This window comes from Methylobacterium sp. C25 (genome assembly GCF_021352225.1).
Lineage (GTDB): Bacteria > Pseudomonadota > Alphaproteobacteria > Rhizobiales > Beijerinckiaceae > Methylobacterium.
Genome location: NZ_JAAUVI010000015.1, coordinates 1 through 23,664 on the forward strand (window position 1 = coordinate 1; position 23,664 = coordinate 23,664).

General features: G+C 63.2%; 24 protein-coding genes and 1 pseudogene. 20 read left to right on the forward strand and 5 right to left on the reverse strand.

The features are described 5' to 3' along the window. Window positions 1–538: 538 nt before the first annotated feature. Window positions 539–644, forward strand: a pseudogene (locus HCU64_RS25675) (inorganic phosphate transporter); the annotation flags it as partial. Here HCU64_RS25675 and HCU64_RS22745 read toward each other — a convergent pair. Next, window positions 626–1,255, reverse strand: a complete 630-nt coding sequence (locus HCU64_RS22745; protein ID WP_233386594.1) for an SOS response-associated peptidase — start codon at window positions 1,253–1,255, stop codon at window positions 626–628. The pseudogene HCU64_RS25675 and the gene HCU64_RS22745 overlap by 19 nt on opposite strands. A 47-nt stretch (window positions 1,256–1,302) precedes the next feature. On the opposite strand from HCU64_RS22745, the gene HCU64_RS22750 reads away from it, so the two are divergent. After that, window positions 1,303–1,494: a ribbon-helix-helix domain-containing protein gene (locus HCU64_RS22750; RefSeq protein WP_233386595.1), complete on the forward strand. Its 192-nt coding sequence runs from the start codon at window positions 1,303–1,305 to the stop codon at window positions 1,492–1,494. A gap of 401 nt (window positions 1,495–1,895) precedes the next feature. Here the strand turns inward: HCU64_RS22750 and HCU64_RS22755 are convergent, their stop codons facing one another. Next, on the reverse strand, window positions 1,896–2,165 hold the full coding sequence (locus HCU64_RS22755) for a DUF6894 family protein (protein WP_233386596.1): 270 nt from the start codon (window positions 2,163–2,165) through the stop codon (window positions 1,896–1,898). 955 nt (window positions 2,166–3,120) lie between these two features. Between HCU64_RS22755 and HCU64_RS22760 the strand changes: the two genes are divergently transcribed. Continuing rightward, a complete protein-coding gene (locus HCU64_RS22760) occupies window positions 3,121–3,576 on the forward strand; it encodes a hypothetical protein (RefSeq protein WP_233386597.1) in 456 nt (151 codons plus the stop codon). A gap of 379 nt (window positions 3,577–3,955) precedes the next feature. On the opposite strand, the gene HCU64_RS22765 is transcribed toward HCU64_RS22760, so the two are convergent. Both HCU64_RS22765 and HCU64_RS22770 read right to left on the reverse strand, forming a co-directional pair. Then, entirely contained in the window at window positions 3,956–5,068 is a 1,113-nt protein-coding gene (locus tag HCU64_RS22765; RefSeq protein WP_233386598.1) for an alkene reductase, read from the reverse strand. A 95-nt stretch (window positions 5,069–5,163) separates the two neighbouring features. Next, window positions 5,164–6,294, reverse strand: coding sequence for a molybdopterin-dependent oxidoreductase (locus HCU64_RS22770; RefSeq protein WP_233386599.1), 1,131 nt, complete (start codon window positions 6,292–6,294; stop codon window positions 5,164–5,166). A 237-nt stretch (window positions 6,295–6,531) separates the two neighbouring features. Between HCU64_RS22770 and HCU64_RS22775 the strand changes: the two genes are divergently transcribed. The 12 genes from HCU64_RS22775 to HCU64_RS22830 all read left to right on the forward strand — a co-directional run bounded on the left by HCU64_RS22775 (window position 6,532) and on the right by HCU64_RS22830 (window position 15,289). Next, window positions 6,532–7,128 carry a cupin domain-containing protein gene (locus HCU64_RS22775; protein ID WP_233386600.1) on the forward strand — a complete coding sequence of 199 codons (597 nt, stop codon included), beginning with the start codon at window positions 6,532–6,534 and terminating at the stop codon, window positions 7,126–7,128. Between the two features lie 69 nt (window positions 7,129–7,197). After that, window positions 7,198–7,503, forward strand: a complete 306-nt coding sequence (locus HCU64_RS22780) for a helix-turn-helix domain-containing protein (protein ID WP_267922607.1) — start codon at window positions 7,198–7,200, stop codon at window positions 7,501–7,503. A 184-nt stretch (window positions 7,504–7,687) separates the two neighbouring features. Continuing rightward, window positions 7,688–8,791: a catalase family protein gene (locus HCU64_RS22785; RefSeq protein WP_233386601.1), complete on the forward strand. Its 1,104-nt coding sequence runs from the start codon at window positions 7,688–7,690 to the stop codon at window positions 8,789–8,791. Between the two features lie 225 nt (window positions 8,792–9,016). After that, window positions 9,017–9,811 carry an alpha/beta fold hydrolase gene (locus HCU64_RS22790; protein WP_233386603.1) on the forward strand — a complete coding sequence of 265 codons (795 nt, stop codon included), beginning with the start codon at window positions 9,017–9,019 and terminating at the stop codon, window positions 9,809–9,811. A gap of 330 nt (window positions 9,812–10,141) precedes the next feature. After that, the gene (locus HCU64_RS22795) at window positions 10,142–10,429 is read left to right on the forward strand and encodes a hypothetical protein (protein ID WP_233386605.1); all 288 of its coding nucleotides are present in this window, start codon (window positions 10,142–10,144) and stop codon (window positions 10,427–10,429) included. 1,457 nt (window positions 10,430–11,886) lie between these two features. Beyond that, window positions 11,887–12,153, forward strand: a complete 267-nt coding sequence (locus HCU64_RS22800) for a DUF6894 family protein (protein ID WP_233386606.1) — start codon at window positions 11,887–11,889, stop codon at window positions 12,151–12,153. Between the two features lie 550 nt (window positions 12,154–12,703). Then, entirely contained in the window at window positions 12,704–12,922 is a 219-nt protein-coding gene (locus HCU64_RS22805; RefSeq protein ID WP_233386608.1) for a hypothetical protein, read from the forward strand. A 301-nt stretch (window positions 12,923–13,223) separates the two neighbouring features. Beyond that, on the forward strand, window positions 13,224–13,634 hold the full coding sequence (locus HCU64_RS22810) for a response regulator (RefSeq protein ID WP_325170015.1): 411 nt from the start codon (window positions 13,224–13,226) through the stop codon (window positions 13,632–13,634). Next, window positions 13,631–13,801, forward strand: a complete 171-nt coding sequence (locus HCU64_RS22815) for a hypothetical protein (RefSeq protein WP_233386610.1) — start codon at window positions 13,631–13,633, stop codon at window positions 13,799–13,801. The genes HCU64_RS22810 and HCU64_RS22815 overlap by 4 nt, the downstream gene beginning before the upstream one ends. 16 nt (window positions 13,802–13,817) lie before the next feature. Next, window positions 13,818–14,027 carry a hypothetical protein gene (locus HCU64_RS22820; RefSeq protein ID WP_233386612.1) on the forward strand — a complete coding sequence of 70 codons (210 nt, stop codon included), beginning with the start codon at window positions 13,818–13,820 and terminating at the stop codon, window positions 14,025–14,027. Window positions 14,028–14,136: 109 nt separating this feature from the next. Beyond that, window positions 14,137–14,355, forward strand: a complete 219-nt coding sequence (locus HCU64_RS22825; protein ID WP_233386614.1) for a hypothetical protein — start codon at window positions 14,137–14,139, stop codon at window positions 14,353–14,355. 733 nt (window positions 14,356–15,088) lie between these two features. Further along, window positions 15,089–15,289, forward strand: a complete 201-nt coding sequence (locus HCU64_RS22830; protein WP_233386615.1) for a hypothetical protein — start codon at window positions 15,089–15,091, stop codon at window positions 15,287–15,289. Between the two features lie 4 nt (window positions 15,290–15,293). Here the strand turns inward: HCU64_RS22830 and HCU64_RS22835 are convergent, their stop codons facing one another. Further along, on the reverse strand, window positions 15,294–15,674 hold the full coding sequence (locus tag HCU64_RS22835) for a hypothetical protein (protein WP_233386616.1): 381 nt from the start codon (window positions 15,672–15,674) through the stop codon (window positions 15,294–15,296). A 1,546-nt stretch (window positions 15,675–17,220) separates the two neighbouring features. On the opposite strand from HCU64_RS22835, the gene HCU64_RS22840 reads away from it, so the two are divergent. From HCU64_RS22840 to HCU64_RS22860, 5 genes are all read left to right on the forward strand, one after another. Continuing rightward, on the forward strand, window positions 17,221–18,639 hold the full coding sequence (locus HCU64_RS22840) for a sensor histidine kinase (protein ID WP_233386617.1): 1,419 nt from the start codon (window positions 17,221–17,223) through the stop codon (window positions 18,637–18,639). Then, window positions 18,624–20,027: a sigma-54-dependent transcriptional regulator gene (locus tag HCU64_RS22845; protein WP_233386618.1), complete on the forward strand. Its 1,404-nt coding sequence runs from the start codon at window positions 18,624–18,626 to the stop codon at window positions 20,025–20,027. Before HCU64_RS22840 ends, HCU64_RS22845 begins: the two co-directional genes overlap by 16 nt. Before the next feature lie 216 nt (window positions 20,028–20,243). Continuing rightward, entirely contained in the window at window positions 20,244–21,359 is a 1,116-nt protein-coding gene (locus tag HCU64_RS22850; RefSeq protein ID WP_233386619.1) for a metallophosphoesterase family protein, read from the forward strand. Window positions 21,360–21,413: 54 nt separating this feature from the next. Continuing rightward, entirely contained in the window at window positions 21,414–22,682 is a 1,269-nt protein-coding gene (locus tag HCU64_RS22855) for an arsenic transporter (protein WP_233386620.1), read from the forward strand. A 33-nt stretch (window positions 22,683–22,715) separates the two neighbouring features. Then, window positions 22,716–23,645 (forward strand): DMT family transporter, encoded by a 930-nt coding sequence (locus tag HCU64_RS22860; protein WP_233386621.1) that lies wholly within the window; start codon window positions 22,716–22,718, stop codon window positions 23,643–23,645. The last annotated feature ends 19 nt before the right edge of the window (window positions 23,646–23,664 follow it).

The following is a 23,664-nucleotide window of genomic DNA, read 5'->3' on the forward strand; positions in this document are numbered from 1 at the left end:
GCAGGCAGCTGAAGCCACGCGCAAGGCTGCAGCGCAGGGCGCCCTCTATGCCGCACTGGCCTTGCTAATTGGTGCAGCCGCCGCGTTCTTCAGCGGTCGCGCTGGGGCAGTAAACCCCACCCTCACGTCCACGCCCGGCGCGGTCCGGCGCAGCTGAGTGAGACAGCGAGCAGAGTGGCGGCCAGCCACTCTGCTCATGCCGTGCGACCCTCACTGGAGAGCAGGACGGTTATCAATCCGAAACTCACGGCGGAGCGCATCGGGTCAGGTCTGCGTCCTTGGGCCTGGGTCGCCTATCACCACGACGGTGAATAGTGGGATGGGTCCAGAGCGATGTTCTCGTCGCGCGAAGCGGCGCTCCGCATCGGGACTCAGATTCTGGTCTGGAAAACTCGTGTGACCAGGCGCGTGACTCTGCACTGACAGGATCAGCTCGGATAGCTCGCCTGGCTTGTTGCGCGCTTGGCGGCGGTTCGCGCCTTTTCGTCAGCTTCGTCCAGGGCGCGATCGGCGGGTTCTCGCGCTTCATCGACAATACCGGACCTCGGCGGTCCGCTGGGGCGCACAACATCGTCATCGCCTGGGTGGTCACGCTTCCTGCGGCGGCTGCGATCTCCGCAAGCTGCTATGCCTTCACATGGCTGCTCTCGGCCGGCTTTAGGATCTCGGTACCGGCCGAGCCGTCGAGCCAAGCGTCGATCTGCTTGCCGTCGAGGATCACCGGCATGCGGTCGTGATACGGCCCCATCCAATCCGATGGCTCTGTGACGACCATCGTGCAGGACAGCATTTCCTCGCCCTCGGGATCGCGCCAACGGTCCCACAGGCCCGCGATCACCAATACGGGCGCATCGTCGGCGGCCGTGAAGAGATGGGGCTGCTTGTCACCCTTCTCGCCGGTCCATTCGTAGAAGCCGCTCGCGGGAATGATGCAGCGCCGCTTCTTGAAGGCGTCGCGGAACATGGGCTTCTCGGCCACAGTCTCGGCGCGGGCGTTGAACGTCGCCGGCACGCTCTTTAGCGGCTTCTTCCACCACATTGGAACGAGCACCCAGCGCATCGGAACGATCTCGCGTCCCTCCTCGCCGTGGCGGACCGCCTCGACAGTCGTGGTCGGCGCGATGTTGTAGCGGGCGCCCAGGTTTCCGCGCGGGCCGATGATGCTCATCGCCTCATGGACCTGTGCCCAGGTGGGATATTGGGTGAAGCGTCCGGAAATTGGGGCAGTCTGCGCCTGCGAGTTTGTCATGGCCATGGATCATCGGCCAACCGTCCACGGTTGGATGGCCTAAGGAGAGCCCCATGTCCGCGACCACGATCACCCTGACGCCGGAAATCAGCGAGGCGATCGACCGCTTCATCGCCGGGCAAGACCCGAAGCCGAGCCGAGACGAGGCCGTCACCGCGGCGCTCGGCGACTGGCTATCTCAACAAGGCGCAATGCCGTTCGTCGACTGCCCTCCCGAGGTCGAAGCAAAGGGCGAGTGCGAGTGACGCAAGGCTGTCTCTGCTGGCAGCATACCTGGCCCGAGGAAGGTCCGGATTTCATCCTGCAGCGAGAACGCTCTGGGGGGGCGGAGACCATCAGCCGTGTCATGCTTCACCGACCGGTCGATGCAAACGTCGACTATTGGATGTGGACTTTGACGTCTCGGGCTGGAGCCGTCGGGATCGAGAAGCCGATTTTTGAGATGTCAGGATCGCTTGTGACGCAGCGCGGCGCGCGAGATGCTCTAGATGTCGCCTGGCGCCAGGAAGAGGCTTTTCGGCGGGAGGTGCAAAATCATCCAGCCTATCCGGGCCTGTCTTCGTATGCTCGTGACTCCATCGTCAACGGACAACCGTCGGCGGCGAAGTGGGAACAGGAGTTAGGGGACCGACATCGCGGGCTCTCGCTAAGCTTGCCGCGACGGCAGCGGCGCGGGTTTCGGCACCGCCGGAGCCTCTGTGATGTTGAAATCGATCCGGAACAACACGAGGTCGGCGTCGTCGGTCACTTCGAGACGCCATTCCTCCCCGAGCTTCACTTCCCGGCCCTCCTCACTGATCAACTCACCCGCCACGCGAAGCGCCATTCTGCGAGCAGCAGCGTAGTCGGGCAACTCGGTGCCGTTCGGATCACGCGCGGTGAACCCATCATAGATGTGGAAATGAAACCGAGGCACGCATCGCTCGTCGTTCATAAGGCGACGGCGAAGAATGCCCTCAGTCGCCGACGCCCGAACTTGCCGGCCAGCGATTGTTTTCAATAGCGAAAAAGCTCTGAGGTTCCTGGGTGTTATCGGTGCATAGCGCGAACATGTCTCTGGGCTCCCTTCGCGCCCGTTGCGCTAGAAAAATCCGTGCAGCAGACAGCGCTCCAGGCGATGGCCGCAGCCCAAACGACAGTCACACCAGCTGGTGCGGCCAACAGAATACCGATCGACAAAGAATTCACTCGTTGCCGCCGGAGCTCACAGTGCGCATCATTTGGACATAGCGTCCGATGCTGCCGACGAACATCAGCAACGCTCCGCACGGTGGGGGTCGAGAAGCGCATGAAAAAGCCCGCCGCGGCGAGCCGGGCGGGTTGAAGCCGTTGATGGACAAAATGTTAGTTCGAGTTGCCGCCACCACCTCCACTACCCTGAGGCACCGCCCGTTCGGGCTGGTTTGCGTTACCAGCCGCCGCTGAGTCTGATTGGAAAGTATCTGCTCCCGTAGAACCGCGCGGTACAGTCACATCGACCTCGCCCCCTGTATTATTTTGTCCACCGATGTTCGCACCAGTGGTCGAAGGAGAATTTGATCCGATCGGCGGATGTCCTAGGGGAAGCGTGGATTGTGCCATAACGGGCGATGCGAACGCAACGACGCCCGCTAGAGCAAGGCTGAACTTGGTCATGTAAATCCTGACAGATAGTGAGCATGTAGAACCATCGGCAGCCGCCAAATATCCCTGAACTTTTCGGGCATTGTGCCGCGGCTCGGCTTGGCACACCAAATGCTCAACTCGATTTCCATTGAGATGGGCTAAACGCGCAATTCGGCGCTGGCCGCGTCATCATTCAGGCCGATTCCTAGATCTTGAAGCGCGGATAGCAAAAAGCTTCAGAAAGGGATCGTCGCCAGGAGGCCCACGTGGCCATCGTCTGCTCGCGCGGCGCGATGATGCGATGGCGCCTTGGAGGGATCAGGAGCCGGCCTCCAGCGGCGTTGCGCGGCGGGTTACATCCCCGCACGGGCGATCCGTTCCGCTGGATCGAACAGGCCATGGACAACTGCCTCGCGCTGACCCGGGGCGCGGCGATGCCGCCTATCGAAGGCGCCCCGGGCAGTCTAAAGGCTTCGAACGAGTACAAGGATAAGCTGATGACGATGGACGGCGCCGAGGTCCTGGCCGGGGCAGTCACCCGGGGCGAGACCGCGATTCTGGACGCTTGGCTCGCGGGCCTGCGCGCCGGTGCCTCGCGCGAAGTGGCGCGGAGTCATCCCGGCCCGGACTGTAAAATGGTCCTCGGCCGGGCGGGCGGTTACCCAACGCCGCACCTCCTGCAGGGCAGGTCGGCCGTTCAAAACGGCCCCTTTAGCGGCTGAACTACATCTGCCGCCGCTCCGCTTGAACAACATAACGAACTGGGACGCGACCCACCGTGCGACCTTGGCGTCCAGATCCACTTCTACAAGCGCCAGGGCGAAGAGGAATGCGCCGCTTTAAATCGAGCCATAGCATTGAGAGCGCCCGGCGAGGCCGCCGAGCCCCGCCATTCCATCATTGGCTTGCCAGAGCCTATGTCCGTTTCAGAGCAGGTATTCGACATGTCGGAACGACCGGGTTGGGCGCGATTCGGCCCGGTGGCATGAAGGCCCCTCGACGTCGGCATCGAGGGTGTTCTTCGACTTCCGGCGCGATGCTCACCAGAAAATGGAGATCGAGTCGGTCACGGTCGGCGATGGGCTGATGTCAAAAGGGCATTCAGCGCCGTACCAGCACCGGCCCGTCCATGCCTGGCCAGTCGGAGTAGCCGGTCGCACCGCCGCCGTACCAATATTGCTTGGGCGCCTCGGCTAATGGTGCCCTGCTCGCCAGCCGCCCGACTAGGTCGGGGTTCGCGAGGTAAGGGCGGCCGAAGCTGAACAGATCGGCGCGGCCCTCGGCCAGTTCCTTCTCAGCGACATCCAGGGTGTTCTGGTTGTTGCCGATATAGGCGCCCTCGAACCGGCGACGCAGGTCAAGGAAGTCGACGCCTTCCGGCACGTCGCGGGTCTGCTGGGTCACGCCTTCGATCGTGTGGATGTACAGCAGACCGTAGGCGTTGAGTGCGTCGACATAGGCGCCGAAAGTCTCGTGCGTGGTCGAATCGAGCGGGGTCTCGCCAGGTTGCGTGGTGGCGGGCGAGAGGCGGATGCCGACGCGGTTACCGCCGCCCCAGGCCTCGGTGACGGCCTCGACCACCGCTAGCGGGAAGCGCAGGCGGTTCTCGATCGAGCCGCCGTACCGATCGGTGCGCTTGTTGGTGGAATCGCGGACGAACTGCTCCAGCAGGTAGTTGTTGGCGGAATGAATTTCGACGCCGTCGAAGCCGGCGCGCTTGGCGTTCTCGGCGGCGCGGCGATAATGCTCGACGATACCGGGGATCTCGTCGGTCTCGAGCGCGCGCGGCGTGACGTGCTCCTTCATGCCGCCTTCGGTGAAAGCGCTGCCCGTCGGTTTGATCGCCGAAGCCGAGACCGGGAGCTGACCGTCAGGCTGAACGTCCGGGTGCGAAATGCGGCCGGTATGCCAGAGTTGCAGGAAGATCCGGCCATCGTTGGCGTGAACCGTCGATGTGATCTTCTGCCAGCTTTCGACCTGCGCTTCGGTCCAGATGCCGGGGGTGTATGCGTAACCGACGGCCTGAGGGGAGATGTTGGTCGCCTCCGAGATGATCAGGCCGGCATTCGATCGTTGGCCGTAATAATCCTGGGCGAAATCCGGTGGCACGCCCTGCGTCGACGAGCGGCTGCGCGTCAGCGGCGCCATTACAATGCGGTTCTTAAGTTCCAGGTCACCGATCGTGACGGGCTGGAGGATCGGGCTCGTTGTCATGGTTCCTCGGATCGTGGTGAGCGGAAAGCGGGTCTTTGCCGGTCCGCTCCCCTGCGGCGGATACGTCACAGAGCGGATGTCGCGAACCCGTCCGTTCACGGGCCCCCTGGGCCATTCGAAGCGGGGATCAAGCTACTCATGTTCTGATCGATCACACTGATCCGCACCCGGTGCCAACAGGTGCAAAGGTAACCTTTGTGATTCCAGGTGTCGGTCGGCAGCGCGGGTTGCGTCTGGCCGGCCATGTCCCAAGCGCGAACGGCGAGCTCATGCTCGCCTGGAGCCAGATAGAGTTCTACGCTCCAGAACGTCCAGGCGAATGGCGCATCCTGTTCGTGCTCCAGATCAGCCTGCGTCCAGGACCGGCCGCCATTCCCGGAAACATCGACGCGCACGATGGCTCTGTCGCCACTTACTGCGTAGCCACGAACCCGGTTCCGTCCGGCCTTAAGGGTGGCTCCGCGTTCGGGATCACAGATCGCGGCGTTGAGCGGCATCGTGTCGATGGTATGCCCCTTGGTCGGGTCCGCCGTCTCTGCGGTCACGCCGGGCGGGAACAGCTTGTAATCCTCGGCCTGAATTGGGTTGTCGGACGGGTGGTCCTGCACGGTGAGGCGCCGGAGCCATTTCGGACTGCGAACGCCGGCGAAGCCAGGCACGACCGCGCGGACTGGGTAGCCGTGCTCGGGGAGCAGGGGCTCGCCGTTCATGGCGTAGGCGAGCAAGGTTTCGGGCGCCATTGCCTTGCGGAGTGGGATCGATGCTCCATACGGGCGTCCTTCCACCATGTCATGGCTCTCGAAGGCCACGTGGAGATCCGCACCATCCGCAACACCCGCCTCGCGCAGGATGTCTCCGAGCCGGACTCCGGTCCAAGCGGCCGTCGCGATAGCACCGGCATCCCATGGATCGCCCGATACCGGGGCAACCGCGCGCATGTCGGCGCGACGATTGCCCGCACATTGCATTGTTGCCGTGACCACAGCTTCCGGGAAACGGGTCTGCAGGTCGTGCAGCGAAAGTTCCAGCCTGACACCAGCTCCGCCAAAAATGGCAATGCGCCAGGTTTCTAAGTCGAGGTCCGGAAGATCGCCGTGCGAGCGGACATAGAAGTTCTCCGCCGAAGTCCGGTAGGAGGCGCGCAGTCGACCCAGAGGCGGTTCGGCATTGTAGGGCTGATCGCCGTGGACGATCAGGCGAGCCTTTCGCTCGGATAGGCTCGACATCGAGGCTCCCGTTCGGGTGAGGACATGAGTGAACGCGCCGACGGCGGTAAAGCTCAATCGCCAGTCCAGGGACTACCACGGCGAAACTGCCGGACGGCCGACGAACGGCTGCTCTGGATAAGCGCCCGTGCTGGGCCAGGCGGCTAGTTTGGGTCGAAAGCAGCGTATCAGCTTCGCCGCCCCCGTCTGCTCGAAATCATTGGGGCTTTCGCCAGTGGTGACGCATAGTACACCATCATGGGAGCCGACCTTCTCGATCGCCTTCTCGTCACGCTCGCGGTGCGGCTGCGCTCGTTCTCCGTTTGCACCATACAGCGCGGATGGCGCCTGGGTTTTAGCCCGTTCGAGGCGATCACCGTCCACTACGTGCTGCGCGGAACCGGAAGCCTTAGGGTCGGGCGAGGCCCGTGGCGATCCTTCGCGCCGCATACCATCATCGTCGTGCCGGCTCGCCACTCGCACAGCCTCGGCGCCGCCGAGGATTGCGTCGGTGAGGTCCGCGCCGAGGATCACTGCGTCCTCCACGGTGACGGCCTGATCTCCTTCACGGCCGGTGACGGGAGCTCCGATGCGCTGTTCGTGTGCGGCCAGATCGCCGACACCCACACCGGTGCGATGGGTCTGTTCGAGCTGTTCCAGGCCCCCGTGGTGGAGACCTTTCCCACCGATCCTGCGTTGCACTACGCCTTCGAGCTCATGCTCGCCGAGGTTGTGAGCCCCAATCTCGCGACACAGGCGATGACGGAGGTGCTGATGAAGCAGTGCCTCATCCTCCTCCTGCGCCGCCAGCTAACGGTGAGCGATTTCACGTCCCCGATCCTGGCGGCCCTGTAGGATCCGAAGCTCGCCCGCGCCGTCCTGGCGGTCCTCGAACAGCCAGGCGCACACTACTCCGTCGAGGGTTTGGCGGCCCTCGCTGGCATGGGCCGGACCAGCTTCGCCGAGGCGTTCGCCGCGGCCTTTGGGCAAGGCCCGATGGAGTTCGTCCAGAGGGTCCGCCTCCGGATCGCCTCCCGTCTCCTTAGCGGCACTGACCTACCGGTTAAGGTCATCGCCGCCAGCGTCGGCTACGCGAGCCGGAGCGCATTCAGCAAGGCGTTCGCGATCGAGTTCGGGACTGCGCCTAGCCATTTCCGCATGGTGGGCGGAATGGACGAAGGCGAACCGGAGCGCATCGAGAGCGAGCCTCCGGACACCGAGCCAATCTGATCCCATCACGACGCCGAGTGGCCCCGTCCCGGTGCTCCAGCGTTCGGATCACGTCCGCGAGCGTTCGACCGGACCAAGGCCGTCGGAACCGTCGAGGTCGGGTGATCTTGGCCACCGAGAGTGGGTGAGGACGAAAGGTGACCGGTCCCCGGTCGTTCCATCGCTCCCGCCCCAGGGAACGATCATGGTCGATGCGCATGACTTCTATCTTCGCTACAGCCCCGACGTCGAAACCGTCGCCGACGACGAGGCCGAGACGGCGAAGGGCCTGATGGAGACGATGCGGTCGGTCAGCGAGAAGACCCTGGCGGACGGTGGCCATGCGATCCGCAGCGTCCACGCCAAGAGCCACGGGTTCCTGGAGGGCGAGCTTCAGGTGGTCTCGGGGCTAGCGCCCATGCTGGCCCAGGGCCTGTTTTCCAAGCCGGCGACCTATCCCGTGATTATGCGGCTCTCGACGATCCCCGGCGACATCCTCGACGACAGCGTCTCGACCCCCCGCGGCCTCGCCGTAAAGATCATCGGTGTCGAGGGCGAGCGACTGGAGGGGTCCGAAGGTGATGTCACCCAGGACCTCGTGTTGGTCAACGGACCCGCCTTCGGCGCGCCGACGCCGAAGGCCTTCCTCGCCACCCTGAAACTGCTCGCGGCCACGACCGACAAGGCAGAGGGTTTTAAGAAGGTCGTCTCGGGCGCCATGCGCGGCCTGCAGGAAATCATCGTCGCGACCACCGGTGGGCCCAACGCCACCGTCGCCACGATGGGCGGCCAGCCCGAGACCAACATCCTCGGCGAGACCTTCTACAGTCAGGTGCCCGTGCGCTTCGGCGACTACGTCGCCAAGCTTTGCGTCGCGCCGGTAGCGCCCGAACTGACAGCCTTGACCGACAAGCCCTTGGCGGAGAACGGAGGCCCAAACGCCATACGGGCGGCGGTCGTCGAGTTCTTCCGTGCGAATGGAGGGCTTTGGGAAGTCAGGGCGCAACTCTGCACCGGCCTCGACGATATGCCGGTCGAGAACGCCGCCACGGTCTGGCCCGAGAGCGAGAGTTCGTACCAGACCGTGGCGCGGATCCGGGTGAAGCCGCAGACGGCCTGGAGCGAGGCCCGATCGAGCGCGGTCGACGACGGCCTGTCGTTCAGCCCCTGGCACGGGCTAGCCGCGCATCGGCCCCTCGGCGGCATCATGCGCTCGCGCAAACAAGCCTACGAAATGGGCAAGCGTTTCCGCGCCGAGCGGAACGGTCATGCCATCGCGGAGCCGCGTGAGGCGGTCAACCTGCCGTAGCGTGCGATAGGGCGCGACGATCTCGGTACGAAATGAGGAACGGCGGGGCTGGCTCGGCAAGCGCCAGCCCGGCCAAGGGTCTTGTACTGATCGCCTTTGGGGTCACCGAATTCTTCGGAAGCCCGCTCGGCATCGAAGCGTCGGATAGGGTTGGCCCGCGGATCTGACAGGCGCTCCCTGCCTGACCAGCTGCGACGGACCAATGTTCGGACTGCGGCCTGAACATTGAAGGACAATGCCGTCATGCTTCTACATTTTGAGCGCCTCGGCACGGGCCGGCCGCTACTGATGGTCCATGGGCTGGGGTCCAATCTCCGAACCTGGGATCCGCTCTTGTCCGCATTTCGCGGCTCGCGCGAACTGATCTTGGTCGACCTGCCGGGACATGGCAGATCGGCCCCGCTCGCGGGTCGGCAGACGATGGAGGCCCATGCGGACGCCCTCGCCAGCTTCGTGCAGTCGCAAGGCCTGACGACAGCGGACCTTGTCGGCAGTTCGGTGGGGGGCCGGCTGGTGCTAGAGCTGGCGCGGCGGGGCATCGGTCGGCATTGCGTGGCGCTTGATCCCGGCGGTTTCTGGCGCGGGTGGGAGACACGCTGGTTTCACTGGACGCTCGCGGCATCAATCCGCCTGGTGCGGTTGCTGCGCCCCCTCCATCCCGGCCTGTCGCGCCACGCCGTCACCCGCACGCTGCTGCTAGCCCAGCTGTCGGCCCGTCCGTGGGTACTGCCACCGCAGCTTGTTGCGGAGGAGTTGCAAAGCCTGGCAGCCACACCAGTGTTCGATGCGATGCTGCTTGGGCTGGCACGCGGGCCGTTGCAGCAGGGCTCGGCAGAGACCCCTGGCCGGGTCACCATAGGCTGGGGCCGCCAAGACCACCTGCTTTTGCCAAGCCAGGCTGCACGCGCCCGGATAGCTTTCCCGTCGGCCCAGCTGCACTGGTTCGAGCGCTGCGGCCACTTCCCGCATTGGGATCAGCCTGTCGAAACGGCGCGCGTGATCCTTGAAACGGTTGGGTAGAATGCACCTTGAAATAACTTGTCGCACACCTGAGCCCGCGGTCTTCCACGGGTCGGTCACGGAACGCCCGCATCAGGGCGAAGGGTCAGGGTCCGCGCTTCAACCCCAGCCGAAGTTGCGCGACGGCTGACAAGCGACCGCTTTGGAGAGGCGCAATCAGCGGTTTCGGCGTCTTGGTTGGGTCGAAAGCAGCCCGGCCATCATGGGTGCAAGCAGTCGGCGAGCGCTACCCGCGCGGTCGAGACGGCCTCTGCCAACCTCAGCTAGACCTACCTAGGCTTTGATGGAGCTCGCCGATCGATATCAAGTGCTTGATAGCTATGAGTTTTCATGGCGACGCAGGCCGAATGGCAAGCGAAGGTCGATGAGATTGTCGCCGAGATTGGGCGATCCCTGTTCGGCGACGGACCCCGCACGGAGGCTCAGCAGAGCGACGCTCTCACGACAGCGGAAGAGGCCATCGAGGAGTGGGAATCGTCCGAGAACGGAGACCTCTCGGCCATATCAAACCCGACGCCCCTCCAGCGACTGCTTGCTGAGCAGCATGAAATCGCCGAGCAGGTTCTAGATCTTCGAGACGGCGAGATCCGCGATAACGATGATGGATTGGACGGCTGAGGCTCCAATTTCACGCGGCTTCGTCGCGGTAAACGCTTCATTGACCACGTGTGCGCAATTGCTCGGATCGCCGGGCTCCAGAGCCGCGATGGGGCGTTCTCCAGGCACCTCCATCCGAAGGCGCCGTACATGCTGATCCTCAACCCACTGACTGGCGAGAACGTCGAGATTGTCGTGCCGCGTCCGCGGGTTTAAGGGCCGATGTGCTGACAGTCCGAGCGACCATGTGAGGGCGGGAGATCGCTCGGACTGTCGCCGTCGGAACGGGCATGAACAGACGGCACGTACTCCTAGGCACCGAATGTTTCCGGACTTCGTCCGAGCGAAAGCAGAGCGCTATAAGGCGGGCCGGGCATTCGTTATGGGGACGACCGCACCCGACCCGCCATCATCCAAGCCAGGTCAGCTAAAAGCCGGATGATAATCGCAACTGTAGGTGTCGGACGTTGCCGAACCGTTGAAATCTCAGCCGGCGGGGTTCATCCGCAGTCCAACCGTGAATTCCCCGACGATCTCGGGACCGCAGATCCGAACGCGAATGCAGCCTCGGACCTTTCGGTTTGGAGAAAGCTCGATGCGTGAGGTCTTGGAAAGACGCTGGAGAGGCTCATTCGCACCGCGATGTAGACATCCGGAAGATCTCGGCAGCGCGCCGAATGCGTGTCCGCTTTGATGACCGCCAGCGCTTCCCTTTGAAAGTCCTCAGTCAACGCCGCCCTCCTCGGTCCGAAGCCCCAAGCTGCTGAGAGACCCTCGGTTCCAAAAGCGAGACGAACACATGGTTGCGAGCGGGCCATGCCAAGTGCTCGAGCGGGCCGGACAGCGTTCGCGCTACCGCCCGACCCGCCGTCACCCTGCGGGCCCTAAGGCTCCCGCTGGGCAACTCGTCAATCAAAGCGGGCCGGACAGCCAACTTTCGGGAAAACCATCCGACCCGCCGTCGCTGACCTCGTGAGGCGAGCCTGCGACGCACGAAGGGTACAATATCGGACAATAGAGTCTAGGCGGCTGCGAGCGATCAAAGTCGCCAAAGACTGATTTCGCTAACACCGATCTGTTCCGAACATTTCGAGAGATTGATACAGTTGTGGACACGGGTCGCCCGGTGATCCGGAATGACTATCCGCTTACGTCAGGCGGAGAGACGTCGGAGGAGATCAGAATAGCGCCCTGGGCGCCCGCGCGCGGCAGTTCGATTGAACCCGATCCGATCTCGCGAGTCTTCCCTGTGATCAGCCCCCTTGATCGTGATCCCTTGCCCGCCCCGGCTTGCCGCGGCGGGTTTTTCTTTCGCGCCATCTCGTACGGAGATCTGGTCTCGCGTCCGAGTAACTCGCCAGCGATAGCCGGCTGCCCCAAAACGGCGTATGCAATTCGCAATCGCGGACACTGACTCAGGCCGGTCCGCGAGTGAGAGCCGCTTGCTCCCGCCTCCCTTTTCACATGGAGGCCGGCGCGTGCCGCGTTTCTTTTTCAACGTTCAGGACGGCAGGAATATTGTCGATCACAAGGGCGTCGAGCTTCCTGATTGGACAACGGCTCGGCTGCAGGCGATCTCGATCGTTGGACGCATTTTGGCCGAGAATCCTGAACGCATCGCCGTCGATGAAGACTGGGTGATGGAGGTCTCGGAGGACACGGGGCTGGTGCTGTTCCGCTTGGATTTTCACGTTGCCGCTTCACCGGTCGTGCGAAATGACCAGCTCAAAGAGGAAAGGCGGTGAGCGACTGTACGATGGCAGCGCTCTGATGCATCAGGTTCGAGCGCTCCATCGCCAAGTGCCCTAAGTCTGCCAGGCTTGCCGAGACTGATTCCTTTTAGCGCTGAACATCCGGCGGTGCGCCCGGTTCACCGGGTCTGAGGCGCTTACCTCCTTGCCGAGCAGCCTCGGCTTCAAGGCTCGCCAATCCTCCTGGGGTTATGGCGGGCTTTGTTGCGACGGGCGAACCCCTCCGCATCGACGGCGTTGCTGCCGTCTGGGTGTCTTGTGAGCCCCACATCGCCCGGCTTCAAGGTCCGTCCCGTTGGCTCACGTGGGCGGACCTTGTCGGTTCTGAGCCGGCGCGCTTATCCCCGGTTCACCATTCCTGGGGCTCTCTCCCTTGCCTAGCAGCCTCGGCTTCAGAGCCCGCACCGGCCACCTGGCGTTTCACGGTTCGGGTTTTGTTGCATCCGAACAAACGCGCTCCGGCTCGGTTCAATAGGAGTCGGCACGCCGTTTGCTGCACTCCTCTCGGAGGAAGCGCCGCGCAACGCCAGGGAGTGACCCTCGCATGATCGGCCTCTATTTCGTCACGTGCCTCGCTGCCAATCCGGCCCACTGCGTCACGCGCACGCATTATTTCGACGAAGCCGTAGAGACGCCTATTCAGTGTCTGAAGCTCGCGCAGCCCGCCATGGCGGGGTGGCAGAACGACCATGAGCATGAGCGTTGGCGGATCGAGCGCTTCCGGTGTGGAAGCCCACCTCGAGATCCTGGCTCGGTGATCTGAACATTACCCAGCGTGCCCGGTTCAACGGACCTGGGCACCTTCTCCCGATTGGATAGCCCGGCTTCAGAGCCCGTCTTGGTGCGCAACCCGTGGCGGGCTTTGTTGTGACCCGATCACTACATCCTTTGCCGCTGCGGCAAGCTACACAGCGCGCGTGCATTGGACCCCCAATGCAACCCCTTGCCCGCCCAGCAGCGCTGGTGCGGGCTTTTTCGTACCGGCGCGACTACTTCGACCCGGGAACAATCCAGTTTGCTTCGACGCTTCCTGATCCGTGGGGATGAGCGTCGTAGGATAGCAAGTGCGCGAACTCGCTGAGGACCACCGTCCGTACGCCCTGGTTACGGATGACGACATGCTCATTCGTATGGACGCTGCCGACATCCTCGAAGCTGCTGGATTCCGGACCTATGAGGCTAGCGATGTCGATGAAGCGCTGAAGATCCTTTGCGAGCATCACGCTTCCATCGTCTTGCTCTTCACAGATGTTGAAATGCCGGGGCCGATGAACGGCTTTGGCCTTGCCCGCGCGGTGGCCGAGCAGTGGCCGCACATCGGCATCCTCATCGCATCTGGACGGTATAAGCCGGGCCCAGACGACCTGCCCGGAGGCGCGCATTTCGTCGGCAAGCCGTTCAGTGCAGACGTTGTGCATGATCGACTGAGGGAGTTGCTACCCGACGGCATGCAGCCAGAGCCACTGAAAAGATGAAGCGCTTCCAATCGACTACGGACGATGCGGCGGAACCTCACGATGGCAAAGTCGTTGCCGCTCGCAGCAAGGAGTTCGTCATGCTCACCGGCGGTCTGTTATGGCTCATCGGGATTCCGATCCCCGTCATCCTCCTCCTCTGGTTCTTCTTCCTGCGCGGTCGCTAGGCTCAGCGAACGCGTTATGTCGATAGACTGCGAAATCTGGCTCGATGAGAAGACGGAGGTCGGTCGCTGGACCTTCGACCGATTGCCGCGAGCCGGTGACACGATTTCTCTTCCCAGCGACGATGGTCAGGCCTACCGGCACTTCCGCGTGGATAGCGTCACGCATCGCGCGACCGGCGAGACTTTGAGCGCTGCGACCTACTTGTTCGTGTCCAAGGACGGCTGAGGGAGCGGCATTTTCTCTGCGACGCAGTCGGCTGGACGAAAATTGCTGATCGATTTAGCTCAGGCCAGTGAGCCACCATCGACAGGCTGTCGGCGTGAGAGCCAATCCTATGCTGACCTACCGACTCCGCGCAGCCTTGCGCGATCGAAACGGAGAGCTGGGCACTCCTGCAATCGACGATGTCTTCGAAGCTGCTGATCGCAAGACGGCTATTGAGCAGGCGCGCGAACGGACGCGTGTGCTCGATAACGAAGCAGTCAATGCATTTTGGCTCACGGATGCCGAGAACAACACGATCTGGTCGCTTCGTATGGCAGACCGTGCTTGATGATGGTCTCGTTAACCAGAATTTTGCGGCGCCGTGACAAGAGACGGTATGACCCAGAGCGTCTCTCCATTGGCTTGTGATGTCCAGATCGCGGCGACCTGGGTCGAGATGTCGGTCGATCTAGCTCATCGCAGTTATCGCGACGCCCTCAAGCGATGCCCCGCTTGCCATGGTGCGGTAATCACTTCTGGCACGTACATTGGCAATCGAAGGGTTGGGCTACAGCATCGCCGAGCTCACAGCGCATGTCCCCATTCGGCTTACTATGTCCCAGGCGAGACACGCTTACATCCAGAGGCGCTGATGTGACGGCGAAGAAGCATCGCAAGATGCGAAAGGCGTCTGCAAACGAACCCTCTCGTTGGCTTTGCTTATGTTCGTCGCTTTAGCTCAAGTGTCGAAGTTCCAGGCCGATAAGCTTTCGACCTGAACCGAACTCGCCCGTGGACGTTTCGCCTCCTCAATCGGAAACGCGCCATGTCGACGACCCAGATCAAATGCAAATGCGGAGCGCTCTATCAGCGGGTGGAGGATGAGCAACCGCTTGAGGAGAAGGGCAGCTTTGAATGTGGGCTCTGCGGAAAGGAGATTGAGCGTTGGAGTTCGACGCACTGGCCGAGTTTTGTATTGATCGAGAAGCCGGGTGCCTCACCATCGGCCCGCAAATCCGGCCGTACGCAGACTTCTTAGCTGTTTGCTTCCGCCGCGCGCTGTCGCTCCCTAAATGCTGAGGATGAAAGACCTTCAACCGCCTCAGTGCCAGGCCATTCTCACGAAGAAGCAGGCCGCCGTCGTTCGTCACGGGATCAAGATCACGCCTGCGAAGGTGATCAAGACCCGCTGCACGCAGTACGCCCGCGACCACGGGCTCTGCAACGTCCACGCCAAGATGCAGCGTGAGGGAAAGCTGATCGAGCGCCTCCCAGACGAATAACTCGTCAGCCCTTCCAAGCCGTGACGATATAAGCCACAGCGCCACGCTCGACGACATCGACGATCGCAGCCTCGCTCACAGACCCCGGGTTGCTGACCCATAGCAAGGAGTCGCGCGTCGGCACGAATGTCTGCCCATTCCAGTCCGTCAGCGGTTTCTTGAGCATCGCTGTAGCCTTCTGGAGCAGATCGCCGACCAGAAAGGAGCGTTCTTCACCATGGTCGCTGAAGCCGATCGCAAGGGTCCTGCTCGCCCCGCGGTAGCACGCGAAGTCTGTCGGAAAGCAGCCTCCGAATTCAAAGGCGATCATCCGCGCTCGATCGAGCCCGGACAGCGCCTCGATCAGAGCGCCTAGGGTCAGCTGGCGCTGCGAATGCGCGTTCATCGGCGTCCAATTTCGTTCTGATCAAGTGCATGCCGACCCTGAACCACCGCTGGTTGTCGGATCGTAGGCCGTTCATTCAATGCGATGATGTGTCTCGCCGCGTTGTTCCTTAGGGCCAGCGGATCAAATCGACCAATTCAGCCGCCATACGGCGGCAAGTAAGCCCGCGACTGCAACGGCGGTCGAGGCTACAAAGCCAGCTATGTGCAAGGCTTTTTTACGGGGACGAGGTTCTACCATAGCCCGGTTACCCACCCGATCACCCAAAAAATGAATGCCACGCCTGCCCACATGCCGATCGCAGGGATGACGATGCTCCAGCGAGGTTCGGGGGGCTCAGCCATGGCTCAGGCTATTCGGGATCGAGTGGGGAGCGAAAGCTGTTGAACGTCTCTCGGGAGCCCCGAGTTCAAGCTTGGCACCGCTACTAATTTCGCAAAATCTCCGAACTGCCAAAAACAGGAGACGTGCTTGCGATATTTTATTCTGGTGCTGGCCATCATCAGCTCGACGACTGCATTCGCTAAGAATAAGCACGACGCCGCGATGGAGGCACAGCGCTGCATTTGGAGCTGCAACGATTTCACCGACGGAAAGCAACCGGCATACAATGCCTGCATCAAACGCGACTGCGATACCGGACCGTCGAGGCACCAGCGGCGGTAAATGCATGGTCCAAAAATGACCAACTGTGCAAAAACCGCTGTGTCCTCGGCGACTGTTAGCCTTTCACCCTTACGGGCCAGACCTCGGGTTCAAACACGTGGTCAATCGTCATGGCGCTCACAGGACGCTTCTGGTTCCGTAAGACGTGGACCGGCAAAGTCGTACTGATGGTCGAGGAGAAGAGGCCAAGATGGCTGGGGGGCAGGGGCGCTGTCAGGCTACGATGGCGTGATGCGAAGCTGATGGACTTTGCAGAGTCGGCGTTGAAGCCCCTCCTGGCTCTCGAGCACGCCCATCGCGCAGCAGCGGCGGAGGCAACCCAAATGGCGTATAGGACATCGTCATCTGGAAAATTCGACAGCAAGCCTCCAAACGTGGCTGCATAGGGACCTGACGCGTAGACTTCGCAGGACTTCGCCAGCGGGCCCGAGCGGGCCGACGAAGTTCGAGATGCGGACGCCGCGCTACACGACGCTGATCGACGAGCTGCCGATGGTAATAGCTCGTTCGTTGAACGGGCGTCGACCGACCCTCCGTAGAGGGCGCTGGCAGAGGGCAATCGTTGACTGGGTTGGGTGATTTACAGTCCGTCCGCTTGCAGGTGGCAAATTCAACATGCGGACATGCGACATCCAGCAGGAGGCGGCCAAAAGCAACCTTTCTGCTTGCAACTGACCAGACCAGTGAGTCGGCTATCGCCAAACGCTCATCTAACGATGGAAGAAGAGGTAGATTGTCATTTTTCAGTAGATCTGCCTCACTATCGCAGATGGCTCGGTAGTCGCTGCAGAAACAATTTTAGAAGCGGGATGCTTGCCTTGAGCCGGATCGGGCAGTGACCCCGTACCGACTTCAAACGAGGCTTGTCGGCCTCTGGATCATGCTGCTCGCGTCGGCGGCGGCAACGGCATACCTGCTGTTTGGTCTCTATAGCCAATCGACGGCCGTGCAGGTGTCGCAGGCCGAGCTTGCTATCGGGCGTGCCTGTCGCGCGATCATCGATCGCTACAGCGTATCAGCGGGTCAGAAAACGACAGACGAGAAGCCGGTCGACCTGCCGCGCATCGTATCGGACGCCTTGAGCGAATGGCCTGGTATCGAAGGCGGCATCTGGAGCAACGCCGGCGGTTCGCTGGCTTATGCCTTCCCGACCTATGAGGGCTCCGGCCCCAAACTGGATTTTCCAGAGGCCGAACGTGGGTCGATCGCCGTAGTCAATGCGGAGACGCGGCAGCTCGGACGTTCAGTCGTCAGTCACCGGTTGACCCGGACGCAGGCGCTCCTGGTACAGGCATGTCCGCTGCACGGTCCCGTTCCAGGGCTGACCGCCTGGACAATGACCCGGGCTCACGTCAACGACGGTCCGGCCTATTCACGCTTTCTGGCGGCCCTTGGTTTCCTTGCCGTAGCGGTGATCGGTTCCGCGGGATTTCTCGGGCATTTTCTCTACGGCTATGCCCGTCGCATCGCTCGTCTGGAGGCGGCGCTGGAGGCTCCGCGGAGCAACGGCTCCGATCTCGTTCGCCTCGAACCTACAGGCGAATACGAACTCGACCGCCTGGTCGACGCTCTCAACGCAGCAGGCGCTCGGCTAAAGGAAGCACGCGAACAAGCCGTCGCGGCCGAGCGGATGGCCGCTGTCGGGAGGCTGAGTGCCGACGTGGCTCACGAGATCCGCAATCCTATCGGGGCAATGCGCCTGAAAGCCGAGAATGCCTTGGCTGCCGGAGATCCAGTTCGGGCCAAGGCCGCGCTCGGTGCGATCCTTGGCCAGATCGTACGGGTGGAAACTCTTCTGCGCGACCTTCTTAGTCTAACCCAGACGCGCGTGCTTGTGCGTACCCCTACGGATATCCGCTCCCTTCTGGCGGAGACCTCGCAGCTGCACGAAGATTTCGCGCGGCAACGCGGCGTTCAGATCGTGATGCACTTTGAAGGACTGCCCCCTTCGGACCGCCCCCATATCGATGGAGAGCAGGTTCGACGCGCGCTCGAGAATCTTCTGCTGAACGCCCTGCAGCATGCGCCGCCGGATAGTACCGTCAGTCTGAGCGCTCGCCGGATCATCCGCGAGGGTGCGCCCCACCTGCATCTGCTCGTCTCCGATATCGGAAAAGGGATCGAGCCGGCGATGCGGCCGCGTCTCTTCGAACCTTTCGTTACGGGACGATCCGACGGCACGGGTCTAGGCCTCGCGATCGTGAACAAGGTCGCGGTCGCCCATCGCGGAATGGCAATGTTCCTCGAGGGAGAGGACGCGACCACTTTTATGTTGGACCTGCCATGGCAACCATCCTGATCGTCGACGACGACGAGGCCCTGCGCGAAGGGTTGGCCGAAACCGTGACGGATCTCGGACATACGCCGCTAACGGTCCGATCCGGCCGCGAGGCGGTGGCCACGCTCGCGCATCAGCCCGTAGCCGCCGTTCTCCTCGATCTGCGCATGCCGGGCGACCTCGACGGGATCGCAACCTTGGGGCAGATCCGAGCTCTGTCCGATCCGCCGCCCGTCACGGTCCTCACAGCGTTTGCGAGCCCGGCCAATACGATCGAGGCGATGCGGCTCGGCGCGCACGATCATCTTACCAAGCCGATCGGCCGCGCCGATCTTGCCGAGAACCTCGCGTCGATGCTGCTTTGCAGTCCAACCGACATCGCAGAGGAACTGGCGTGCGAGCCAGCCAACGGTCTGATCGGTTCAAGCGAAGCGATGCGGCGCGTTCAGAAGTCGATCGGCCTTCTCGCCGACAGCGGCGCCACGGTGCTGATCCAGGGCGAGACCGGCACGGGAAAGGAAGAGGTCGCGCGCGCACTCCACGCCTTCTCGGGCCGGTGCGCCAAGCCCTTCGTTCCGGTCAACTGTGCGGCGACACCTGCCGACCTGCTTGAGAGCGAGTTGTTCGGTCATGTCCGCGGCGCACTGGGCGGAGCAACGTCCGATCGCGCGGGAGCCTTCCATCTTGCAGAAGGCGGTACGCTGTTCCTAGACGAGATCGGCGACATGTCCCCGATGATGCAGGCAAAGATCCTGCGGGTCATCCAGGACAGGATGGTAACGCCCGTCGGCGGAAAACCAGGTCGGGTCGATGTCCGCGTGGTCGCCGCCACGCACCGGGACCTGCAGGGCATGGTCGCCGAAGATCGTTTCCGCGCCGACCTCTACTACCGCCTCAACGTCATGCCCATCGTCCTTCCGCCGCTACGCGAGCGGCTGGCCGACATCGTGCCGCTCGTGGAACATTTTCTGGCTGTGTCGGGCAAGCGGCTCGGCGACACCGCCGCCACGCGCCTGCTTTCCCATCGCTGGCCGGGCAATGTCCGGGAGCTGCGCAACGTCGTCGAACGCGCGGCGGTGATGACGCGGAGCCGTCTGATCGAGGCGTCCGATCTCGACCTCGCAACCGCACCCTCGTCGCACCGGTCGAACGACGTGATCGAGATCGGCATCGAGGCGGATCTGCCCGGGGCTGTTGCACGCCTCGAACGCGCGATGATCGCGGCAGCCCTGTCCGAGGCTGGCGGGAACCGGACGAAGGCGGCGCGGCGTCTCGGGATTCAACGGCAGCTTCTGTACGCGAAGATCGAACGCTACGGTCTCGGCGGAGCGCCTGACGTCGACCTGTTGCGAGATACGACAGCGGCTGTCACAAAACACGACGATCTGGACGTGCCGGGCTCCGCATAAGTCTCTGATCTAATAAAAAACTCGCCTTCAGCCTGTTCGCCGGCTCAGACACGGGAACGGAGCGTTGCTCCCCGCGTCGAGCGATCACACAGAGCAGGCGAGCACCTCTCCGCCTCTCGTCGAACAGCTGGCGGACGCGTGAATGACCGACTGGAACGGCACAACGGCCGCAGGGAATGCCTCGCTCCCTGTACGTGCGGCCGAATAGGTCCGGCAATGAGCGTGCACGACGACATCCTTATCTTCGCTCATGTCGGCGACCTGCACCTGACAGAGCCGGATGCGCAGAATACCGCCGACTATTGGGCCGTTCTCGCACAGCTCGAAGAACTCGACGGGCTCGATTTCGTCTTCCTTCCCGGCGACAACGCCGACAATGGGCGTCCCGATCAATACGAGCTCGTCCGTATTGGCCTCGACGGCTTGAGCTTGCCCGTGCACGTCATCACGGGCGACCACGACATGGAGTCAGGCAGCCTTCACGCGTTCTACGGCGGGCTCGGGGTGCGGCAGCTGCCCTACGCGGTCACGGTCTCCGGCACGCGCTGCCTCTTCCTCGACATGTGTGGACCGGGCTCGGGCGGCCCAGAGTTCCGGCTCGGCGGCTATCAGATCGCGTGGCTCGAAGCGGAACTTAGCGGGGCTGAAAAGCAGGGCCGGGACTGTGTCCTGTTCATGCACAGCTACCCGGCCGACCTGACGGATACCGGCGAAGCGAAGCGCGTCGCCGACCTCGTCCACCGCGGTCCCGTCCGCCTCGTCGAGATGGGGCACACCCACTACAACGAACTCGCAAACGACGGCCGTACGATCTACGCCGCCTGCCGCTCCACGGGGCAGATCGAGGAGGGACCGGTCGGCTACGCCGTCGTGGCGATCGATCGCGGCGTCGTGTCTTGGCGGTTCCGGGAACTCAACCAACCCTGGCCCCTCGTTCTCATCACGGCACCGGCCGACGGACGGCTTGCACTTTCCGAGCATCACCGCGTCGCAGGCACAACGGAGATCCGCGCCGTTGTTCTGAGCCCTGGCCTCATCGCGGCGTGTGAGTACAGGATCGATGATGGTCCATGGAGCCCGATGAGCTCCAGCGGGAACGACCGTCGTTACCAAGCCCATGTCGATTGGCCGGCTGGCACCCACCGCCTCGCCGTCCGCGCCTACGAGGCCGGTGGCGCCTGCGGCGAGGACATCGTCGAGCCTGCCGGTGAATCTTTTGCGCTCGCGACCTCGAAAGGGATCGGCAGCGACGCAGACGCGCTTGGGCCTTGGCCCGAGCGAGGCTTGCTCGGCACGCAGCTGGGGCCGAACCGCAACGGTCGGCACTGGTAGCGCGGCACTCGCTCCCTGCCTTCACTTCGAACACCTGCAAGGACGACCGACGCGATGGGCGCTCTCACCCTGACACCCAACCTCGCGACCTGGGGCATCGCCGGTCTCGCCACACTCGGCGTGATCCTTCGTCCCTTTTCCTGGCCAGAGGCGATCTGGGCGGTGCTTGGCGCGGCCGCCCTCGTCGCTCTCGGCCTGCTCGCGCCTGCCACCGCCCTCGACGGCGTCCTGAAGGGGACAGACGTCTACCTGTTCCTCGTCGGCATGATGCTGCTCTCCGAGATCGCCCGGAAGGAGGGCCTGTTCGACTGGCTAGCCTCGCACGCGGTGCAGGCCGCCAAAGGCTCTGCGACGCGTCTTTTCCTGCTCGTCTACGTCGTAGGCACGGTGGTGACGGTGTTCCTGTCGAACGACGCCTGTGCGGTGGTGCTCACGCCCGCCGTCTTCGCCGCAACCAAGGCCGCCGGGGTGAAGCAGCCGCTTCCCTACCTGTTTATCTGTGCCTTCATCGCGAACGCGGCGAGCTTCGTGTTGCCGATCTCCAACCCGGCCAACCTCGTCGTCTTCGCCGAGCACATGCCGCCGCTCGGCCGGTGGCTCGCAACATTCACTCTGCCATCGCTGCTTGCTGTCGTGGCGACCTACGTCGTGCTCCACCTCACGCAAAGGGCGCATTTGAACGCCGAGACGGTGTCCACCAGCGTGCAGACGCCGCGTCTCGCGAGCGGCGGTAAGGTCGCAGGCGCCGGCATTGCCGCGACCGGCGGTTTGCTTATCGCAGCATCCGCCTACGGCCTTGATCTCGGACTGCCGACATTCGCCGCGGGACTGGCCACCACGCTCGTCGTGCTCCTGATCAACCGAGGCGGCCTCGTAGAAGTCGTCAAGGACGTCTCCTGGAGCGTGCTGCCCCTGGTCGCCGGTCTGTTCGTCCTGGTCGAGGCGCTGGAGAAGACCGGCGTGCTCGGCATGCTCGCCGACGTCCTGAAGCGGTCGACTGAGACGAACCCCGCCGCGGCGGCCTGGGTCGGCGGCGCCATCGTCGCGTTCGGCTCGAACCTCGTGAACAATCTGCCGGCAGGCCTGCTCGCTGGAGCAGCCGTCCAAGCTGCCCATGTCCAGGAGAAGGTGGCCGATGCGATCCTGATCGGCGTCGACGTCGGTCCCAACCTCTCGGTTACCGGATCGCTCGCCACCATCCTGTGGCTGACCGCGATCCGCCGCGAGGGTGAGGACGTGTCAGCTTGGTCCTTCCTGAAGCTCGGGCTTCTCGTGATGCCGCCGGCGCTAGTCCTGTCGCTCGCCGCCCTTCTTCTCGTTTGATCTCGCTTCCGACCTTCCAGGAGACGCGCCCGCGTGACCGCTGCCCTGCTTTACCCCTTCATCATCGTTGCCGGCATACTGCAGGCGCTCGGCAACTCCATGAACGCGCAGTTGCGCGGCCACCTCATCAATCCGTTCCTGGCGGCCTCCGCGTCGTTCCTGCCCATCGTCTTCGTCTTCGCGACGATGTTCCTCGTCATGCCGTGTCCGTTGCCGAGCCTTGATACGCTCGCCGTGATGCCATGGTACGCGCCGCTCGGCGGCGTGGCGGGCGCGGTGGCGGTGTTTGGCGGCCTCGCCTTTGTCGACAAGGTCGGTGCCGGTCCCTTCAACGGGCTCACGCTGACCGCCAATATCCTCACGTCGTTGGCCCTGGACGCCTTCGGGCTGTTCGGACTGCAGAGCGGCGGGTTCAAGCCGATGCCGTGGCTCGGCGGCCTGCTGATGGCGGTTGGCGTGACCTTCATCGCCCGCGCCACACCGGGCAACACTCAGGAGCAGGAGGCCGGCCACGGTCTCGACGGAAGGCTTCTCTACCCCTTTATCGTAGTGGCGGGGGCACTCCAGGCGATCGGCGTGGTCTGGAACGCGCAGTTGCGCGGTGCGCTGGTGAACCCCTGGCTCGCAGCCACCGTCTCGTTCCTGCCGGTCGTCTTCGTGTTCGTTCTGGTCTTCGTCCTACGACCGAAGCCGCTGCCGCGGCGCGAGGACATCGAGGGTGTTCGATGGTGGATGCCGTTGGCGGGTCTTACAGGGGCAGTCGCGGTCTTCGCCGGCCTGCTTTTCGTCGACAAGGTCGGAGCGGGTGCCTTCAATGGCCTTCTGATCACCGCCAACCTTCTGACGTCGGTGGCGCTCGACCATTTCGGCTGGCTCGGCATGAGGCAGGTCGCCGCCGGCCCGGAGCGCATTGGCGGTGCCGCCCTGATGGTCGCCGGTATCGTGCTGATCTCGCTGTTCTGACGGCGAAAACACGATGTCC

Excerpts from the sequence above, each read along its gene's own strand:
- HCU64_RS22745 (WP_233386594.1), bottom strand. The coding sequence starts at position 1,255 with ATGGCCATGACAAACTCGCAGGCGCAGACTGCCCCAATTTCCGGACGC.
- HCU64_RS22750 (WP_233386595.1), top strand. The coding sequence starts at position 1,303 with ATGTCCGCGACCACGATCACCCTGACGCCGGAAATCAGCGAGGCGATC.
- HCU64_RS22765 (WP_233386598.1), bottom strand. The coding sequence starts at position 5,068 with ATGACAACGAGCCCGATCCTCCAGCCCGTCACGATCGGTGACCTGGAA.
- HCU64_RS22770 (WP_233386599.1), bottom strand. The coding sequence starts at position 6,294 with ATGTCGAGCCTATCCGAGCGAAAGGCTCGCCTGATCGTCCACGGCGAT.
- HCU64_RS22775 (WP_233386600.1), top strand. The coding sequence starts at position 6,532 with ATGGGAGCCGACCTTCTCGATCGCCTTCTCGTCACGCTCGCGGTGCGG.
- HCU64_RS22785 (WP_233386601.1), top strand. The coding sequence starts at position 7,688 with ATGGTCGATGCGCATGACTTCTATCTTCGCTACAGCCCCGACGTCGAA.
- HCU64_RS22795 (WP_233386605.1), top strand. The coding sequence starts at position 10,142 with ATGGCGACGCAGGCCGAATGGCAAGCGAAGGTCGATGAGATTGTCGCC.
- HCU64_RS22805 (WP_233386608.1), top strand. The coding sequence starts at position 12,704 with ATGATCGGCCTCTATTTCGTCACGTGCCTCGCTGCCAATCCGGCCCAC.
- HCU64_RS22815 (WP_233386610.1), top strand. The coding sequence starts at position 13,631 with ATGAAGCGCTTCCAATCGACTACGGACGATGCGGCGGAACCTCACGAT.
- HCU64_RS22820 (WP_233386612.1), top strand. The coding sequence starts at position 13,818 with ATGTCGATAGACTGCGAAATCTGGCTCGATGAGAAGACGGAGGTCGGT.
- HCU64_RS22825 (WP_233386614.1), top strand. The coding sequence starts at position 14,137 with ATGCTGACCTACCGACTCCGCGCAGCCTTGCGCGATCGAAACGGAGAG.
- HCU64_RS22830 (WP_233386615.1), top strand. The coding sequence starts at position 15,089 with ATGAAAGACCTTCAACCGCCTCAGTGCCAGGCCATTCTCACGAAGAAG.
- HCU64_RS22835 (WP_233386616.1), bottom strand. The coding sequence starts at position 15,674 with ATGAACGCGCATTCGCAGCGCCAGCTGACCCTAGGCGCTCTGATCGAG.
- HCU64_RS22840 (WP_233386617.1), top strand. The coding sequence starts at position 17,221 with ATGCTGCTCGCGTCGGCGGCGGCAACGGCATACCTGCTGTTTGGTCTC.
- HCU64_RS22845 (WP_233386618.1), top strand. The coding sequence starts at position 18,624 with ATGGCAACCATCCTGATCGTCGACGACGACGAGGCCCTGCGCGAAGGG.
- HCU64_RS22850 (WP_233386619.1), top strand. The coding sequence starts at position 20,244 with ATGAGCGTGCACGACGACATCCTTATCTTCGCTCATGTCGGCGACCTG.
- HCU64_RS22855 (WP_233386620.1), top strand. The coding sequence starts at position 21,414 with ATGGGCGCTCTCACCCTGACACCCAACCTCGCGACCTGGGGCATCGCC.